General features: G+C 63.8%; 13 protein-coding genes and 1 pseudogene. 6 read left to right on the forward strand and 8 right to left on the reverse strand.

Annotated features, from left to right (window positions below; translation table 11 throughout):
- Positions 1–24 precede the first annotated feature (24 nt).
- Entirely contained in the window at positions 25–4,074 is a 4,050-nt protein-coding gene (locus DYST_RS19640) for a hypothetical protein (protein ID WP_239947734.1), read from the forward strand.
- Between the two features lie 95 nt (positions 4,075–4,169).
- Here the strand turns inward: DYST_RS19640 and DYST_RS19645 are convergent, their stop codons facing one another.
- From DYST_RS19645 to DYST_RS19670, 6 genes are all read right to left on the reverse strand, one after another.
- On the reverse strand, positions 4,170–5,186 hold the full coding sequence (locus tag DYST_RS19645) for an NADP-dependent oxidoreductase (RefSeq protein ID WP_102301087.1): 1,017 nt from the start codon (positions 5,184–5,186) through the stop codon (positions 4,170–4,172).
- Between the two features lie 13 nt (positions 5,187–5,199).
- A complete protein-coding gene (locus DYST_RS19650; RefSeq protein ID WP_239947736.1) occupies positions 5,200–5,988 on the reverse strand; it encodes an SDR family oxidoreductase in 789 nt (262 codons plus the stop codon).
- 16 nt (positions 5,989–6,004) lie between these two features.
- Positions 6,005–6,775, reverse strand: a complete 771-nt coding sequence (locus DYST_RS19655; RefSeq protein WP_239947738.1) for an SDR family oxidoreductase — start codon at positions 6,773–6,775, stop codon at positions 6,005–6,007.
- A 73-nt stretch (positions 6,776–6,848) separates the two neighbouring features.
- Positions 6,849–7,538, reverse strand: coding sequence for a histidine phosphatase family protein (locus tag DYST_RS19660; protein ID WP_239947740.1), 690 nt, complete (start codon positions 7,536–7,538; stop codon positions 6,849–6,851).
- A 3-nt stretch (positions 7,539–7,541) separates the two neighbouring features.
- Positions 7,542–8,609 carry a phosphotransferase family protein gene (locus tag DYST_RS19665; protein ID WP_239947742.1) on the reverse strand — a complete coding sequence of 356 codons (1,068 nt, stop codon included), beginning with the start codon at positions 8,607–8,609 and terminating at the stop codon, positions 7,542–7,544.
- Positions 8,606–9,835: an acyl-CoA dehydrogenase family protein gene (locus DYST_RS19670; protein WP_239947744.1), complete on the reverse strand. Its 1,230-nt coding sequence runs from the start codon at positions 9,833–9,835 to the stop codon at positions 8,606–8,608. Before DYST_RS19670 ends, DYST_RS19665 begins: the two co-directional genes overlap by 4 nt.
- Positions 9,836–10,211: 376 nt before the next feature.
- Between DYST_RS19670 and DYST_RS19675 the strand changes: the two genes are divergently transcribed.
- The 4 genes and pseudogenes from DYST_RS19675 to prmC all read left to right on the forward strand — a co-directional run bounded on the left by DYST_RS19675 (position 10,212) and on the right by prmC (position 13,898).
- Positions 10,212–11,132 (forward strand): LysR family transcriptional regulator, encoded by a 921-nt coding sequence (locus DYST_RS19675; RefSeq protein ID WP_239947745.1) that lies wholly within the window; start codon positions 10,212–10,214, stop codon positions 11,130–11,132.
- Between the two features lie 227 nt (positions 11,133–11,359).
- Positions 11,360–12,319, forward strand: a pseudogene (locus DYST_RS24085) (cyclic nucleotide-binding domain-containing protein); the annotation flags it as partial.
- 28 nt (positions 12,320–12,347) lie between these two features.
- The gene (locus tag DYST_RS24090) at positions 12,348–12,944 is read left to right on the forward strand and encodes an NAD(P)/FAD-dependent oxidoreductase (protein ID WP_275666876.1); all 597 of its coding nucleotides are present in this window, start codon (positions 12,348–12,350) and stop codon (positions 12,942–12,944) included.
- 126 nt (positions 12,945–13,070) lie between these two features.
- Positions 13,071–13,898, forward strand: coding sequence for a peptide chain release factor N(5)-glutamine methyltransferase (gene prmC, locus DYST_RS19685; protein WP_239947747.1), 828 nt, complete (start codon positions 13,071–13,073; stop codon positions 13,896–13,898).
- A gap of 263 nt (positions 13,899–14,161) precedes the next feature.
- On the opposite strand, the gene dxs is transcribed toward prmC, so the two are convergent.
- Both dxs and DYST_RS19695 read right to left on the reverse strand, forming a co-directional pair.
- Entirely contained in the window at positions 14,162–16,051 is a 1,890-nt protein-coding gene (gene dxs / locus DYST_RS19690; protein WP_239947749.1) for a 1-deoxy-D-xylulose-5-phosphate synthase, read from the reverse strand.
- Between the two features lie 254 nt (positions 16,052–16,305).
- The gene (locus tag DYST_RS19695; protein WP_102300821.1) at positions 16,306–16,908 is read right to left on the reverse strand and encodes an HNH endonuclease; all 603 of its coding nucleotides are present in this window, start codon (positions 16,906–16,908) and stop codon (positions 16,306–16,308) included.
- Between the two features lie 254 nt (positions 16,909–17,162).
- On the opposite strand from DYST_RS19695, the gene DYST_RS19700 reads away from it, so the two are divergent.
- Positions 17,163–17,927: a SapC family protein gene (locus tag DYST_RS19700; protein ID WP_102300820.1), complete on the forward strand. Its 765-nt coding sequence runs from the start codon at positions 17,163–17,165 to the stop codon at positions 17,925–17,927.
- Positions 17,928–17,974 lie beyond the last annotated feature (47 nt).

The following is a 17,974-nucleotide window of genomic DNA, read 5'->3' on the forward strand; positions in this document are numbered from 1 at the left end:
ACCCGGGTAGTCAGGGAGAAAGACATGCGTCGTCCGTGGGGTTGGTTGTGGCCGTTGATGCTGTTGATGGCGCCAGTGCTGGCGCAGGACGTACCGCCGGCACTAAAGGATTGGCAAGACTGGGTACTGCATGAGGCGCCGCTCCATGCCTGCCCAGTACTGGTGACGAATGGCAAGACCATGGGCGCAAAGGAATGCACGTGGCCAGGCCGGCTGGCGCTCGATGCCGGCAAGGACGGGGCACGCTTCGTGCTGGACGTGCACGTGGATGCTCGCAGTTGGGTCAACCTGCCAGGCGACGGCCGGAACTGGCCGCAACAGGTCACGGCTGGTAGCAAACCGCTGGTTGTGCTCGACCACTTCGGAACGCCCTCGCTGCAACTGGAGCCGGGTGACTACAGTGTGCACGGCGTGTTGCCATGGGACAGCCGTCCGGCGCGCCTGCGCGTACCCGGCTCCATCGGTCTGGTGACGCTCACGCTCGACGGGAGTCCAGTGGCGCGCATCGAGCGCGACGCGGACCAGCTCACACTGGGCGAAGCCGCCGCCGCGCAACGCGCGGCCGACGCATTGTCGTTGCGTGTCTTCCGCAAGCTGACAGACGGCATGCCTGCCATGCTGGAAACGCAGTTGCAGTTCAACGTGACCGGCAGCGCGCGCGAGCAGTTGATCGGGCCCGTGCTGCCCAAGGGATTCACCGCCACATCCCTGCAGGGCGGATTGCCCGCACGGTTGGAGAATGACGGACGGCTGCGCGTGCAATTGCGCCCCGGCCATTGGGTGATCTCGCTGGGCGCGCGCGGTGGCGATGTGCTCGAGCATATGGGCGTGACCCTTCCGGGCGATCCCTGGCCGAAGCAGGAGATCTGGAGCTATGCCGACGCCCCGACCCTGCGCACTACGCGCGTGGAAGGGCAGGCCGTCGACGCCGGGCAGGCTGACGTGCCATCCGACTGGAACGACCTGCCCGCCTATGCGCTCGATAACGCGAACGGCCTTTCGGTCGAGCAGGGCACGCGCGGTGGCGAAGGCGGGAAGGGCGACCAGCTCGCTTTGAATCGCGATCTGTGGCTGGATTTCGACGGGCGCGGATTCAGTGCCGAGGACAGGCTCAGTGGAACCCTCACGCGCAGCCAGCGCCTGGATGTCGCTGCGCCCTGGCAATTGCTGAATGCATCACAAGGTGAGCTTCCGATGCTCATCACCGAGGGCGACAAACACACCAGCGGAGTTGAGGTGCGCGATACCAACCTCGAGCTGTCCGCAGGCCTGCGTATGCCTCGCTCCGGGGAGATGCCGAGCGGCGGTTGGCAGTTGCCGCTGGAACGCATTGTGGCGACGCTGCATCTCCCCTACGGTTACCGGCTGATTGGTGCGCCGGGCGCGGATAGCTCGCCCGATTCGTGGATCGCCAGATGGAGTCTGCTCGATCTGTTCGTGGTGGCGTTGATTGCCTTGCTGGCCGGCCGTTTCCTGGGCTGGCCATGGGTGCTGGTCGCGGTGGTGTTCCTCGCGTTGTCCTTGCACGAAAGCGGTGCGCCGCGCTGGACGCTCGCGGTGTCATTGGCGCTGGCGCTATTGATGCGCGCCTTACCGGAGGGCCGCTTGCGGCTTGTTTCACGCCTCGGCGCGGGCGCGTTGTTGTTGCTGGCGACCCTATGGTCGCTGCCGTTTGCTGCGACGCAGATGAGCTACGCCTTGCATCCACAACTGGAGGGCAGCACGCAGTTACCTGTGGAGCAGGAAAACTCAGAGCTGAAGCAGGAGGTTAAGGCAATGCCGGCACCTGCGCCGGCCGTGGAAGAGGCATCGACGAATGCTGCACCGATGCCGCCACCGCCGGCACCGCCAGCGGACGTGGTGGCTGATCAGCCCGTGGCGGGCTATGCGGCGCCGAAGGAGAAGAAGCTGGAGACCGTGACAGTGACAGGCAGCGCCATGCCTGCCTCCATGACCATCGGCCAGGAAATGGATGCTCATAACCCGTTGCAGGCGGGGCGCGGCACACCGCACTGGGATGTCGGCAATAACTATCATCTCGAATGGTCGGGGCCGGTCACGATGGAGCAGAACACGCGACTCGTGATCGCACCCGCGTGGCTTGTGCGGATTCTGCGCGTGATCATGCTGGCCGTGTTGGTGGGTTTGTTCGCGCGACTGGCTCGAGCCTTGTTGAATCCGATACAGGCGCGCTGGCCCGGCTGGGGCCTGCGTGGCGGCACGGCAGCATTACTTGCGCTGGCCTTGTTGCCACATGGCGCCCACGCGCAGAACACACCAAGCGAGCAGATGCTCAATCAGCTCCGCGCGCGATTGACCGAGGCACCCACTTGCACGCCCGATTGCGCGACAGTGGTGCTGGCCCAGCTCCAGGTGGGTGATGACAACGTGGCAGTGGATCTGGAAGTGCATGCGGGCACTCCGATTGCTGTGCCGTTGCCGCAGGGTGACGATGCGCTGGCGTTGCTTGCCGTGTCGCTGGATGGGCGCGACGCCACACTTTCCCGCAAGCCAGATGCCACCTTGGTCAGGATCGATCGCGGTGTGCATCACATCACCTTGCGTTATCGCGTGTCGGCGGTTGATACCGCCAGCCTGCACTTCGCCCTGGTTCCGCAGCGCGTGGTGTTCCATGGCGATGGCTGGGCACCGAATGGCCTGGACGAAGGTCACCTGCTGGGCGATAGCCTTGCGCTCAATCGCGTACGCAGCGCTAGCGGTGGCGGCGCGCTGACAACGGTGGAACAGATTTTCCCGCCCTATGTGAAGTTGACCCGCACGTTGCAGCTAGGCAACGAATGGACGGTCACCAACACGGTCGAGCGTATCGCGCCACTTGACGGTGGCTTCAGTCTGGATCTGCCTTTGCTGCCGGGCGAGCATCCCTTGGGGGACAACGCACGCGTGCACGATGGGCGCATCGGCGTTACCTTCAGCGGTGGGCAGAACGAAGTGCGATGGATAAGCCGGCTCGATCACAGCGACAAGCTTGTGCTCCAGGCACCGGCGCTCGCCGAGCGGGCGGAGCAGTGGGTGCTGCAGTCTGCGCCCATCTGGCACTTCGACGCCAAAGGCGTACCAGGCACTCTCAGTGTCAATGGCCTGACCTACCAGCCGTTGCCGGGCGAGAGTCTGCAGGTCGGCATAGACAAGCCGAAAGCCGCGGCAGGCGACAGCCTGGCTTTTGACGAGGTGGGCGTGAACAGTCACGTAGGCGACCGCGCGACCGAAACCGAACTGTCGCTTGTGCTCCGCAGTACACGCGGCGGCGAGCACCAGATCGGCGTGCCAGCGGGAACGGAGTTGCTGGAAGCCCAGCGTGATGATGCCGCCATCAGCGTTGCCATCCGCGATGGCAAGATCAGCCTGCCGGTCCTGCCTGGGGTGCATCACTATGCGCTGCGCGTACGCGAGCCGCACGGCGTGTCGCTGTTCTCGCGCACGCCGGCATTCACCCTCAACGCACCAGCGGCGAACATCAACTTGAACCAGCTCATGCCGGAGAGTCGCTGGGTGTTGTGGATATGGGGGCCGACGTCTGGGCCGGCTGTCATGTACTGGTCGCAGCTGATTGTGCTGCTGTTCGCCGCGTGGCTGCTGGCGCGTTACGCACCGACGCCACTGAAGTGGTATCAGTGGCTACTGCTTGGCCTGGGCTTCTCCGCGTTTGCCTGGGGTGCCTATGCGATGGTGGTGGCTTGGCTGATCGTGCTCGGGCTGCGCGCGCGCTATACCCTGCCGACGCGCTACAGCGCCCTATTCAACATCTCGCAGGTGGCGCTGGCGCTAGTCACCCTCATTGCCATCGCGGTACTGGTTTCCGCAGTTCCCAAGGGCTTGCTGGGATTGCCCGACATGCATGTGGCCGGCAACCCATTTGACGCGTGGAACCTCCATTGGTTCGCCGACCAGGCTGACGGCGCGTTGCCGCAGGGGGGGCGTGTTGAGCGTCTCGCTGTGGGTCTACAAGATCGCCATGCTGCTGTGGGCCTTGTGGCTGGCGAATGCGCTGATTGGGTGGATACGTTGGGGTTTCGAGGCATGGAGCCAGGGCGGCTATTGGCGCAAGGGTAAGCCAAAGATGGCAGAGCCACCGCCGGTGTCTGAAGCTGCGGAGTAAAAAGAAGGGCGCCGCAGGGCGCCCTTCTTTCTTGCGGGGATGGATCGAATCAGGCGTCGTCCGCCACCTTCAACACCAGCTTGCCGGTGTGACTGCCATCGAACAGACGGTTGAGTACGAGCGGTGCGTTTTCCAGGCCATCCGCCACGGTTTCGCCGGCTTTCACCTTGCCGCTTATGACCCAACCGACCAGGTCCTGCACGGCACGTGCCTGGTCCTTGTAGTCGAAGGCGAGAAAGCCGCGCACGGTGAGGCGCTTGACGATGATCACGCCGTAATCGTCGGAAGACTTGCTGCCGCTCGCATAGTTGGCGATGAGTCCGCACAGCGCGACGCGGCCGCCATTGACCATGCGTGACAACACTGCACGCATCACGGGGCCGCCGACATTCTCGAAGTTCACGTGTACGCCATCGGGTGTCGCTTCGGCGAGTTTCTGCTTGAAGTCGTCGGCCTTGTAATCGACGGCGGCATCGAAGCCGAGATCATCGACCAGATGGCGACACTTCTCTGCACCGCCTGCGATGCCCACGACGCGCGCGCCGCGCAGCTTGCCGATCTGCCCCGCGATAGAACCCACCGAACCGGCGGCTGCCGACACGACGAGTGTTTCACCGGCTTCGACGGGGGCAATTTCGGTGAGGCCGTAATACGCCGTGATGCCACTGAAACCGCAGGCGCCCAGCAGCGTGGGCAGCGCGACGGGCGGCTTAGGTGGCAGCTTCACCCAGTAACCCATCTTCTTCTCGTCGATCAGGGCGTAGTCCTGCCAACCCACCAGACCTTGCACGAGATCACCCACCGCATAGTGCGTCGACTTCGACGCCACCACACGGCCGATGCCTATGCCACGCATCACTTCACCAATGGCGACGGGCGGCATGTATTGCGGAATATCGCTCATCCACACGCGATTGGTGGGATCCATGGAGATGTACAGCACGCGCACCAGCGCCTGGCCGTCAGCCAGTTCGGCTACGGGCGTTTCGCGCAGGTCGAAGTTATCCAGGCTGACAAGCCCTTCTGGGCGGGTTTTCAGCAGCAGTTGGCGATTCATGACGCTCATGGTGTTCTCCGGATCAGACGGCGCGCGCGCCGCCGTCAATGACGAGTTCCGCCGCGGTGACGAAGCGGCTTTCATCGGAAGCAAGATAGAGCACGGCGTAGGCGATATCGTCCGGGTCGCCCAGGCGGTGCATGGGAATGCCGCGTGTGAGTTTCTTCGTGGCCTCTTCTTCGCCCAGCTTGTCGAAGAACGGCTTGACGATGCCGGTGCGGATAAAGGCGGGATGGATCGAGTTACAACGCACGTCGATCCGCTGCCGCGTGCAGTCCATCGCTACCGATTTGCTCAGGCTTGCGACGGCGGCTTTCGAGGTGTTGTACGCGGTGTAGTCCGGATCGATTTTGAAAGCGGCGAGTGACGAGATATTCACGATGGAGGCGGGCTGGGCGTCGCGTAGATAGGGCAGGGCGTGCTTGCAGCCCAGCATCACACTGTCCACGTTGACTGCCATTACCCGATGCCATTCCTTCAGCTCGATGCGCTCCACACCGCCGAGCGAGCCGATACCGGCGTTGTTGACGAGTACGGACAGGCCGCCCATGGCTTTTGCCGCATCGGCCAGCGTGCGCTGCCAGGTGGCCTCGTCGCTCACATCCTGCACGGCAGACCACGCCACCGTGGCGCCGTTCTCGCGGTTGATTTCAGCGGCGACGGCAGCCACGCCATCGCCGTCGATATCGGTGAGGAACACCTTGGCGCCATGACGCGCAAGCATGCGGGCGGATGCAGCGCCAAGGCCACCCGCGGCGCCGGTGACGAATGCGCGCTTGCCAGCGACGCGTGGAGCAAGAGTTGACGCCATGCCATGTTCTCCGGGATCAGACACTGAGATAGCCGCCATCGACGTTCAAGATCGCGCCGGTGGTGTACGACGCGGCGTCGGATGCCAGGTACAGCGCTGCACCCGCCATTTCCGAGGGTTGCGCTACGCGGCGCATTGGCACGTGTGCCAGCGCCTGCTTGAGGATGGCTGGCGTATTGACCAGCACCGAGGCAAATTTGGTATCGGTCAGGCCCGGAAGCAGTGCGTTGCAACGCACGCCTTGTTCGGCGCATTCGACGGCAAACGCCTTGGTCATGGAGATCACGGCGGCCTTGGTGATCGAGTAGATGCCTTGCTGGAACCCCGGCACCACGCCGTTCACCGATGCCACGTTGACGATGGAGCCACCACCGCTTTTCGCCATGAGCTTCGCGCCATAGGAGGACATGTAGAAGTAGCCGCGAATGTTCACATCCACCGTCTTCTGGAACACCGATGGGTCCGTGTCGGTGATGTGGCCGAAATAGGGATTGGTGGCCGCGTTGTTGACCAGGATGTCGAGGCGGCCATGCTTGACTTCGACCTGTGCATAGAGCGATTCGATCTGTTCCATCTCGCCGATATGGCAGGCGATGGCCTCGGCCGAGCCGCCTTCGGCAACAATGCCGTCGACCACGGCCTGGCAGTCGGCCTGCTTGCGGCTGGAGACGATGACGTGGGCGCCGTGCGTGGCGAGCAGCTTGGCGATCTCGGCGCCGATGCCACGGCTGGCGCCGGTGACGATGGCGATCTTGCCGGTAAGGTCGAAAGTGACGGGTTTGCTCATGGATAGCAGAGTCCGGTGGAGTGGAAGTTCGGCACGGTCATATGGGCTTCAAGTGGCGGCTTGGGATGCGGCCTTACCGCAACGTCACCAGTTGTTCGTCGCGCACGCGTTCAAGATGTGGCCACGCGTTGTAGGTCATCAGGCTTGGCCCGCGCGAGCCTAGCCGGAGCCGCGTCACGCCCGTGTTCACGAGCGACCAGCTGAGTTCAAACGCCTTCGACGGATGCGCTTGCAGCAGGGCGCTGGCCATGACGGCAATGGGGCCGCCCGAGGTGAACGCCCAGATCGTGTTCGCGTCGCTTTCGGTCAGTTTCCGCAGAGCATCCAGTACGCGCTGGCGGAAGCTGTCCCAGCTTTGGATGTAGTCCGCGTCGTGTTCGCCGCTGGTCCATCGATCGAGTGCATCGACGAACAGTTGCTGGAAGGAACGATAGGGATCAGCTTCCCGCTTCATGGCGTCACGCAGCGCGCCGGGCGCAGCGAGTTCGGGCCGCAGACGGGCCAGCAGTTCGAGATGATCGACTTCGTCCAGGCCGGGCATCACGATGGGTTCTGCGTCCACGCCTGCGGCTTGTAGGCAAGGTATCGCCGTGTCGCGATGACGGACGCGTGGCCCCATGGTGACGAGGTCGGGTTTGGCGCCGCACTCGGCAAACCATTTGCCCAGCAGTGTGGTTTGCCGTTCGCCCAGTGGCGACAACTGGTCGTAGTCCTCGGCATGGAAGCTGGCCTGTCCGTGCCGGATCAACAGTAGTTCGCGCATGCATCAGTCCTTGGCGCGCATCAGTCGGCGGCAACGCATGCCCATGTACTTCGCTGCATCACCGAAACCCGCAAATTGCGGGTTGGTGGTCTGACCCAGCGCGTAGCGGCGATAGATCTGCTGGATGATCACCATCAGGCGGAACAGGCCGAAGACTTCGTAGAAGCGCCAGCACGAGACATCGATGCCAGTGCGTTCGCCGTAGTAATCCACTACCTCGCGACGGGTGAGCATGCCCGCTTCGTGCGTGGGTTGGCGGCGGAATGACTGGAACACCGGATCGTCGTCCGCTTGCACCCAGTAAGCGAGCGAACTGCCCAGATCCATCAATGGATCGCCGATGGTTGCCAGTTCCCAGTCGAGCACACCGACGATATCGAGCGGGTTGTCCGCCGCGAGCACGACGTTGTCGAAGCGGAAGTCGTTGTGGATGACGCAACTGCCGTTGTCGTGTGCTGGCTGCTGGGCGTCAAGCCAGGCGATAACGTCGTCGCAGGGGTCTGAGCCTTCCGTTGCGGCCTGTCGCCAGCGTTCGCTCCAGCCGGCGAGCTGTCGAGCGATATAGCCCTCGCCTTTGCCGAAGTCCTTGAGCTCCGGTTGCGTGGCATCGACCTGATGCAGTTCGATCAGTCGGTCGATAAAGCCTATGCACAGCGCACGCACACCCTCGCGGTCGAGGCCTAACTCGTGCGGTAGGTCACGGCGCAGGATGGTGCCATTCAATCGCTCCATCACGTAGAAATCCTGCCCGATCACGCTCTCGTCGTCGCAGCGCGCGAGGATGGCCGGTACGTAGGGATAGCTGGCCTCGAGGGCGCCCATGATGCGTGCTTCACGCATCATGTCGTGCGCGGACTTTGCCTTGGCACCGCGCGGCGGGCGACGCAACACGAGTTCGCGATGGGGGTAGTGCAGGAGATAAGTGAGGTTGGATGCCCCGCCGGGGAACTGCTTCACGGCGGGCGTGCCCTCCAGCCCGGCGATGTGCTGCTTCAGGAAAGCATCAACATGGGCGACATCGAAAGCATCTTCGTCGCGCACGGCGCGTGCCTGATCGGGGATAGCCGTCATGCGTGATTCTCCGTGGACAACTGCGCTTTGGCTTCGAGTTTGGCGACCACGGCGCGATGGACTTCGTCAGGACCATCGGCCAGACGCAGCACGCGTGCATAGGCGTAGAGCCGCGCCAGCGGGAAGTCGTCGGTGAGCCCGGCGCCGCCATGGATCTGGATGGCCGCCTCGGCGGCTTGCTGAGCGACGGAGGGCACCACAACCTTGATCTGCGAGATCAGGCTGAGCGCGGCCTTGGGGCCGTATTGGTCCAACGTCCAGGCAGTTTTCAGCGTAAGCAGCCGTGCTTGCTCGATGGCCATGCGCAGGTTGGCGACGATGTCGGCGTTGCCGCCTAGCTTGATCAGGGGCTGCCCGAATGCCACGCGCGACTGCGCGCGTTTGCATAGCAACGACAACGCCCGTTCGGCCGCGCCGAGTGCGCGCATGCAGTGGTGCACGCGCCCCGGACCCAGCCGCCCCTGTGCGATCTCGAAGCCGCGCCCAGGGCCCAGGATCACGTTGGACGCGGGCAACCGTACGTTGGCGAAATGCAGCTCGCCATGGCCGGATGGCTCGTCGTAGTCGTGGAACACCGGAAGCATGCGCTCGATGTGCACACCCGGCGCGTCGAGGGGGCAGATCACCATGCTGTGGCGCTGGTGCGGTTCGGCGTCCGGGTCGCTCAGCCCCATGAAGATCACGAAGCGGCAGTGCGGATGACCAAGGCCGGTCGTCCACCACTTGCGGCCGTTCAGCACGATCTCGTCGCCTTCCAGCATGGCGGTTGCCCGCATGTTGGTGGCGTCGGAGGAGGCCACCTCAGGCTCCGTCATGGCGAACCCTGAGCGGATGTCGCCACGCAGCAAGGGCTCCAGCCATTGCTCGTGTTGTTGGGCAGAGCCATAGCGATGCAGTACCTCCATGTTGCCGGTGTCTGGCGCGCTGCAGTTGAACACCTCGGGCGCGATAAACGAATGGCCCATGATTTCCGCGAGCGGCGCGTATTCCACGTTGCTCAGGCCGGGGCCACCTTCCAGATCGGGCAGGAACAGGTTCCACAGACCGGCGTCGCGCGCTCGCGTCTTCAACTGCTCCATCACAGCCGGCTGCCGCCATTGGCGATGATCGGTGCCACCGGCAAGTTGCGAGGTGTAGACCGACTCGGCGGGGAGCACTTCCTCGCGCATGAAACGTTCCAGGCGTTCGGCAATGACGCGGGTGCGTTCGGAAGGGGCGAAATCCATGGTGGGTCTCCTTGAGGACGCTCTGATCTATTCAACGCGGGTGGCATGACGTCCAGAAAGCCCGCAGGGTGTGGGGCGTGACACAGCCCAGGCTGGTTGCCTGGGCAAGTTGCGCACCGCACCCTGCGGGCTTTCTGGACGTCACCCGCAGGGCCGGCTCTGTTTGCCTGCCGCTGCGCGCCGCGCTGTCTCGACAGGCCACCAGCCTGCCTTCAACAGCGCAACACGCAGCGGCAGGCAAACAGAACCGGTGACACCCACGTTGAATAGATCAGAGCGTCCTTAACTTCCCATGGAGCGTACGCTTCAGACAGCTGATAATTGAAATGAATATGCTTTATGGGTTGGCATTAGTCTGATGAATGGGTGGGAAGTTATGGAACGTGATGGCCGCATCGACCTGAATCTGTTCCGCGTCCTGGACGCGATCTACACGCAGGGCGGCGTCAGCGCAGCGGCACGCGTGCTACACCTGACCCAGCCGGCGGTGACGCATGCCTTGCGTCGCCTGCGCGACCAACTGGGCGATCCATTGTTCGTCCGGCAGGGCAATCGCCTGCTGCCCACGGATAAAGTGCGAGCGATGATGCCCGCGGTGCAGGCGCACCTGAAAGGGTTGCTGGCCAGTACGCATGCGCAGCCCGTATTCGACCCGTCGCAGTTGCAGATGGAATTCGTCATCGGTTTTCGCGACATCCTCGAGTCGATTGCGCTGCCGCGATTGATGGCGAGTATCGGGAGCGAAGCACCAGGCGTGCGTGTGGTGAGCCGGCGCGTGGCGGCCGAAGATGTGGAACGCGACCTGGGCACGGGTGCGCTGGACTTGGCGGTAGATCGCCCCTTGCGCGCAGGGGAACGCATCTCACATCGGCGCCTGCTGGATGAGACGCTGGCGGTGGTGATGCGACGCGATCACCCACTGGCGAATCAACTGCGACGAAGCGACTACCTGGCGGCGCAGCACGTCACCGTGTCGCCGCTGGGCGAATCGAGCGCGCTGGATACCTTGCTGGGCCAGAACGGCATGTTCCGCGAGGTGCGCATGGTGGCGCAGCACTACTTTTCGGCATGTCAGATCGCTGCCGCCAGCGACCTGCTGCTGACCGTGCCCAAGGCGTACGCTGACCATCTCGCGGCGCTGCTGCCCATCGCGTTGCAGCCGTTGCCGGTTCGTATCCGTGCCATTCCCATCCTTGCCTGTTGGCACGATTCCAAGGACGACGACCAGCCCCATCGCTGGTTTCGTGAACGTCTCGTCAAGTCGATCACCGGCGCGATGCAATCGACGCCGCGATGACTTGCGGGTGCCACGGCAGCGGGCGCAGGATGAGCAGTACGGCGCGGCGCCTTCCCTGCGACCCGCGCTGATCTGACTCCAGGACACGCCCGGCGGCTTTCCGCCGGGCGGTCCCCATGACGAGGTGTCCTTGCATGTCCGAGCAGTTGCCAGCCCCTGAGGTCGTCTACGACCCGACGGATCCGATGAATCGCAAGGAGCAGATGTTCCCGCGCCTTGACCCCTCCATGGTCCGGCGCATCGCCGCCTACGGGCAGGAGGAACACGTACCGGCTGGCACGGTGCTGTTCGAGCGCGGCCAGCGCGGCGTCGACTTCTTCCTTGTGCTGGACGGCATCGTCGAGATCTTCGATGTCGACAAGTACGGTCAGTCCAATGTCTTCACGATGTACTCGTCGCGGCAGTTCAGCGGCGAGATGAACATGTTCAACCGCCGCGCAGTGATGGCGTCCGCGCGTGTGGCCATGGACAGCCACATACTGCGCGTGCACTCGGATGATTTTCGCCGCATGGTGGCCGCGGAAGCGGACATCAGCGAAATCATCATGCGTGCCTTCATCCTGCGGCGCGTGGGTTTGATCCGCGCTGGCTTCGGCGGCGTGGTGCTGGTTGGGCCGGGGCACAGTGCCGATACCTTGCGGCTGGAGCGCTTCCTTGTGCGCAACGGCTATCCCCATCGCCTGATCGACACGGAGAGCGAGCCCGAAGCCGACGGCTTTATCGAGTGTTTCCAACTCGCCCACGAGCAGCTTCCCGTGGTGATTTGCCCGGAGCGCTGCTTCCTGCAAAACCCGACCACCGCGGAGCTTGCCGACGAACTGGGGATTACCGAAACCATCGATCCGGATTTTGTCTATGACGTAGTGGTGGCCGGTGCGGGCCCCGCGGGGCTGGCCGCTGCCGTATACGCGGCGTCGGAAGGGCTATCGACCCTGGTGGTAGAAGGCGTTGCGCCGGGCGGGCAGGCGGGCACCTCGTCCAGAATCGAGAACTACCTGGGCTTTCCCACCGGCATCTCGGGACAGGCGCTGGCGGGGCGCGCGCAGGCGCAGGCGCAGAAGTTCGGCGCGCGGCTGGCGATTTCGCGACAGGCCTCCGGTATCGACTGCTCGGTGCAGCCGTATCGCATCGCCCTGGACGACGGCCAGAGCGTGCAGGCGCGCGTCGTGATCGTGGCGACGGGTGCGCGGTATCGCAAGCTGGATGTTCCTGGCTATGCACAGTTCGAAGGCGCGGGCATCCACTACGCCTGTACGGCGATGGAGGGCCAACTGTGCAAGGGGGGGCGAAGTGGTGGTGGTCGGCGGCGGCAACTCGGCGGGGCAGGCGGCGGTATTTCTGTCGCGCATCGCCTCGCATGTGCATGTGTTGGTCCGATCGTCAGGATTGGCGGCCACCATGTCCGATTACCTTGTGCAGCGTATCCTGCGCTCTTCGTCGATCAGCTTGCATACGCACAGTGAGATCGTCGGGCTTGAAGGAGAGGGGCGCCTGAGCCAGGTGACATGGCAGCAGCGCGACACTGGCGAGCTGACCACGCGCCACGTCAACAACGTCTTCGTGATGATCGGCGCGGAACCCAATACGGATTGGCTGAAGGATTGCCTGGCGCTGGATGACAAAGGCTTCGTACTCACCGGCCGCTGTACTCAGGGCCATTTGCTCGAATCGCCTTATGCCACCACCAAGCCCGGCATCTTTGCGGTGGGCGACGTGCGTTCCGGCTCGGTCAAGCGCGTGGCGTCGAGCGTGGGCGAAGGTTCGGTGGTGGTCCAGGCGGTCCATCACTATCTGGTGCCGACGCCGGTTTGAGCGTGTGCCCAAGGACGGCAAGGGGTATGTCCAGGCCCTACACTGTGGCTTTCTATCAGCGGAAAGCAGCGATGTCGCTTCAGTCGTGTCCATCGGTTCTCGTTTGCCGTGCAGGGCGCCGCGCGCATGGCTGAAGTGCGTGAGGCCATCCTGGACGCTGCGCGTGTACTGGGCGATCGACTGGAGGCGGAGTTGCTGCTCGTCCACGTTCTGGACAAGCCGCGTAGCTGGTTGATTGCGCATGCCGACGATGTATTGGATGAAGCCCAGTCTTCCGCTTTTTCCGAGCTGGTAGAGCGCCGTCGCGGCGGCGAACCGGTGGCGTATATCACCGGGCATCGCGGCTTCTGGACGCTGGAGCTGGAGGTCACACCTGCCACGCTGATTCCGCGCCCCGAAACCGAACTGTTAGTGGAACTCGCGCTGGCGCGGATGACGCCGCGCGCACGTGTCGTGGACCTGGGCACAGGCAGTGGCGCCATTGCGTTGTCCATTGCGCGCGAAAGCCCTGCGGCCAGCGTCGTCGCCACTGACGCGAGTGCCGACGCGCTCGCCGTGGCGCAGCGCAACGGTGAGCGTCACGGCATTCGCAACGTGCGTTTTGTGCAGGGCGATTGGCTCGCGCCATTGGCTGGCGAGCACTTCGAGTTGATCGTATCCAACCCGCCCTACATCGAGGCGGACGACCCTCATTTGGGACAGGGCGATCTTCGCTTTGAGCCGTCGTCCGCGTTGGCGTCCGGTGTGGATGGTCTGGAGGATATTCGCCGCATCGTCGCGCAGGCGCGTGATCATCTGGCGCCGGACGGGTGGCTGTTGATGGAGCATGGCTGGAATCAGGGCGCTGCCGTGCGCGAGATACTTTCGTCGGCGGGCTATCACGACGTTCTTACCGTGCAGGATCTGGAGCAGCGCGATCGCGTGAGTGGTGGCGTCTGGGGACGTGACGTCTAAGAGCCGGTTCAAAATCTCCAGGCTTGTTGCTCGTCATTCCGGCGTAGGCCGGAATCCAGTGGCCCTGCCGCATGGTTTTCGCGAAACAGCCAAACGCTTTGATGGCACGCGACAATCGACTGCGTTCGACACTGGATTCCGGCCTACGCCGGAATGACGGTGAGGAAAAATGGGCCCTCGGTCGAGACCATAAGCAGGCTCTAAGCAAACAAAAACGCCGCGCTAAGCGCGGCGTTTTCGCAGTACTTCAGGATTCTGGCAAATCAGGCCGTGACCTGACTGCGCGTTTCCACCTGCGGAAAACGGGCATGGATGGCGCTGCGAATGCTGGGCAGGTCCAGACCGGCCATGGTGAGCACTTGCTCGCGGCTGCCGTGCTCCAGGTATACGTCCGGCAGGCCCAGGTGCAGGATCGGCTTGACGATGCCGTGCGCAGCCAGGCACTCCGCCACGCCACTGCCCGCACCGCCGGCGACGGCGTTGTCTTCCAGCGTGACGAACGCATCGTGTGTACGCGCCAGCTCGAGGATCATCGCCTCATCCAAGGGCTTCACGAAGCGCATGTTCACCAGCGTGGCATCCATCTCGGCGGCGATTTCCGCGGCCGGGGCGAGCATGGCGCCGAAGCTCAGTAGGGCGAGACCATGGCCGCGACGGCGCAGCTCGGCCTTGCCGATGGGCAATGTTTCCAGCTCCTGCTGTAGCGGCACACCGGGGCCGGTACCGCGCGGATAGCGGATGGCTGCCGGGCCAGGATGCTCGAAGCCTGTGGTGAGCATCATGCGGCACTCGTTCTCGTCCGACGGCGCCATGATCACCATGTTCGGCAGGCAGCGCAGGTAGGTGAGGTCGAAGCTGCCGGAATGTGTCGCGCCGTCCGGGCCGACCACGCCGGCGCGGTCGATGGCAAATGTCACGTCCAGGTTCTGGATCGATACGTCGTGGATGGCCTGGTCAAAGGCACGCTGCAGGAAGGTGGAGTAGATCGCCACCACCGGCTTGGCGCCTTCGCAGGCCATGCCGGCGGCCAGCGTCACCGCGTGCTGCTCGGCAATCGCCACGTCGAAGTAGCGCTGCGGGTATTCCTTGGAGAAGCGCACCAGGCCCGAGCCTTCGCGCATCGCCGGGGTGATGCCCAGCAGGCGCTCGTCGGCGGCCGCCTGGTCGCACAGCCAGTCGCTGAAAATGTCGGTGTAGGTCGGCTTGGACGGGCCGGACTTTTTCGTCAGGCCGGCCTGCGGATCGAACGGACCCACCGCGTGGTATTCGATCTGCGCCTGTTCGGCGGGAGCGTAACCCTTGCCCTTGGTGGTGATCACGTGCAGCAGTTGCGGGCCGGGCAGACCCTTCACCGTACGCAACGCAGCGAGCAATTGCGGGATGTTGTGGCCGTCGATCGGGCCGGTGTAGTGGAAGCCCAGTTCCTCGAACAGCGTGCTGGGCACGATCATGCCCTTGGCATGTTCCTCCCAGCGCTTGAAGAAGCGGCCGAAGAACGATTGCCGGGGAATCGCCTTTTTCGCGCGCTCGCGCAGCGCGTTGAGGCGACGGCTGGACATGGCGCGTGCGGCCATCTTGGTCAGCGCGCCGACGTTCTCGCTGATCGACATGCCGTTGTCGTTGAACACGACCAGCATGTCCGGCTCTACGTCGCCGCCGTGGTTGAGCGCTTCGAAGGCCATGCCGGCGGTCATCGCGCCATCGCCGATCACGGCGACAACCTTGCGGTGGTCGCCCTTGCGCTGCGCGGCGATGGCCATGCCGAGCGCGGCCGAGATCGAGGTGGACGAATGGCCCACGCCGAAGGTGTCGTACTCGCTTTCCTCACGACGTGGGAACGGCGCCAGGCCATCCTTTTTCTTGATCGTCGTGATGCGGTCACGGCGACCGGTGAGAATCTTGTGCGGGTAGCACTGGTGGCCCACGTCCCACACCAGGCGGTCGTGCGGCGTATCGAATACGTGGTGCAAGGCCACCGTCAGTTCCACCACGCCCAGCCCGGCGCCGAAATGGCCGCCAGAACTGGCAACGGCTTCAATCAGGTACTGGCGCAGCTCTTCGGCGACGGCCGGAAGGTCGTCGTCGGCAACTTTGCGCAGGTCGGCTGGCGTCTCGATGGGCGCCAGATGGGGGTAGCGGGACAGGTCGTTCATTTGCGTATTGTTGGCCCTGTCAGGAAGCGGAGCAAGGGCGGCCGGATGAAAACTTGCGGACCCGTTCGTGCCGTGGCGCCGACATGGTTGTGGGAGTGCTTCATCACGATGGTTCAGCCAGGGCCCTCACGCAAGTGAGGGCAAGGCTTTCGTCTACTTGCAGCTCAGGTGGATTGCCGCTCGCCTGCCGATGGGCGGGGCGGCTGCGGTATCGGTGAGTATCGTCGCGCGGTGATACGCAGGACGTGTCGCGGTCAGGTCATATGCTCGCGGCGGTCGCGCGGCAGATGGTTGACCAGGAATTCCATCTGGTCGGCCAGGATGTTGCGGTTGGACAGGATCAGGTGCTCCACCCAGCTTGGGCGGTAGGGCACCGCCAGCAGCGGCATGTTGGCTTGCTGGGGCGTGCGGTTGCTCTTCCGCAGGTTGCAGGCGAGGCAGGCGCTGACCACGTTCTCCCAGGTGTCCTTGCCATGCTTGGAAATAGGCAGGACATGGTCGCGAGTCAGATCGCCCCGGCTGAAGCGCTGCCCGCAATACATGCACAGATAGCGGTCGCGCGCGAAGAGGGCGCTATTGGTCAATGCGGGCGAGGGGTCGATCGCATGGTCGCGGCAGTGGCCGGTGCTGGCGACGATGGGGTGCAGCGAAAGCATGCTTTGCAGGCCGCTCAGACGGTTCTGCCCGCCGTGGACGGTGATGCAGGGATCGCCCAGCGTCCAGGCGACGGCGTCGCGGACGTAGAGGCAAACCGCTTCCTGCCAGCTGATCCAGTCAAGAATTCGGCCGGCGGCATCCAACGACAGCACGCGGGTCGAATGTAGGTCGACAACGCGGCTAGGTACTTCCATCAGCATGCAAAACCGTCCTTCAACCCAGGGGAATGAACGTGCGGGCGCAGCAAATGCTCGTAACAAGGCCGAGGATAGACCAAATCCATGACAGAACACACGCAAATGACTGTCGGGGCAGGAGATAGGGACAGACTTTCGGGTGTTCTCGCGCCAGCGGGAGCGCTGATATAGTGGTCGTTCATCTGTAGACCCGAGGCCGGGTTTGGGAGGGGGAGCCTAGGTGGCTACCCCGGCGCGGCTGGGCAGAGGTAGTCAACGTGGCTGAAGTACTTTTCTACGAGCGTCCTGTTCCGCTCAACCGCACGGAACATAAGGATCTGCGCATCAAGCCGATCCCGAACCTGAAGTTCGCGAGCACCGTGCATTCGGTGCCGCTGACCGGTGTCGAGTTTCCTGCAGCCGCGCGCGACTTGCCGATCCTGTTCGGCGGCCTGACGGTCGACAGCGCCGGTCCGCTGGCCCTGCTTGGCCTGCGCGAGAACGAGAACCTGTTTATCAATGCCGATGGCCACTGGGAAGCGAATGCGTACATCCCGGCCTTCGTGCGCCGCTATCCGTTCGTGTTGGCCGAAAAGCCGGCTGGCGCGGAAGGCGACGATTTCACCGTGTTCCTCGACGAAGCCTATGAAGGTTTCAACACGGCCGAAGGCGAAGCCCTCTTCAAGGACGACGGCAGCGAAACCGAAGTGCTGAACAACGCCGTGCGTTTCCTCGGCGAATACCAGCAGCACGTGTCGCGCACGCAGTGGTTCATGGAGCAGCTGCGTAAGCACAACCTGCTTGAGCCGCGGAACATCCGCCTCGAGAAGGACGGCAAGAGCATCAACCTCAATGGCCTGTTCGTGGTCAACGAGGAAAAGCTGCGCCAGCTCGACGAGAAGACCGCCCTCGAATTCCTGCGTGAAGGCGTGTACGGCTGGATCTACGCACACCTGTTGTCGCTGGCCAACATTGATCGCGTGTCGCAGCGCCTTAGCGAGCGCGAGCAGAGCCTGGAAGCGATCCCCGCTTTGAAGAACTGATGGTCTTGACGCCACGGCGCCGACAGGTGCCGTGGCGTCCTTCGCCG

The organism is Dyella terrae, from assembly GCF_022394535.1.
GTDB lineage: Bacteria > Pseudomonadota > Gammaproteobacteria > Xanthomonadales > Rhodanobacteraceae > Dyella.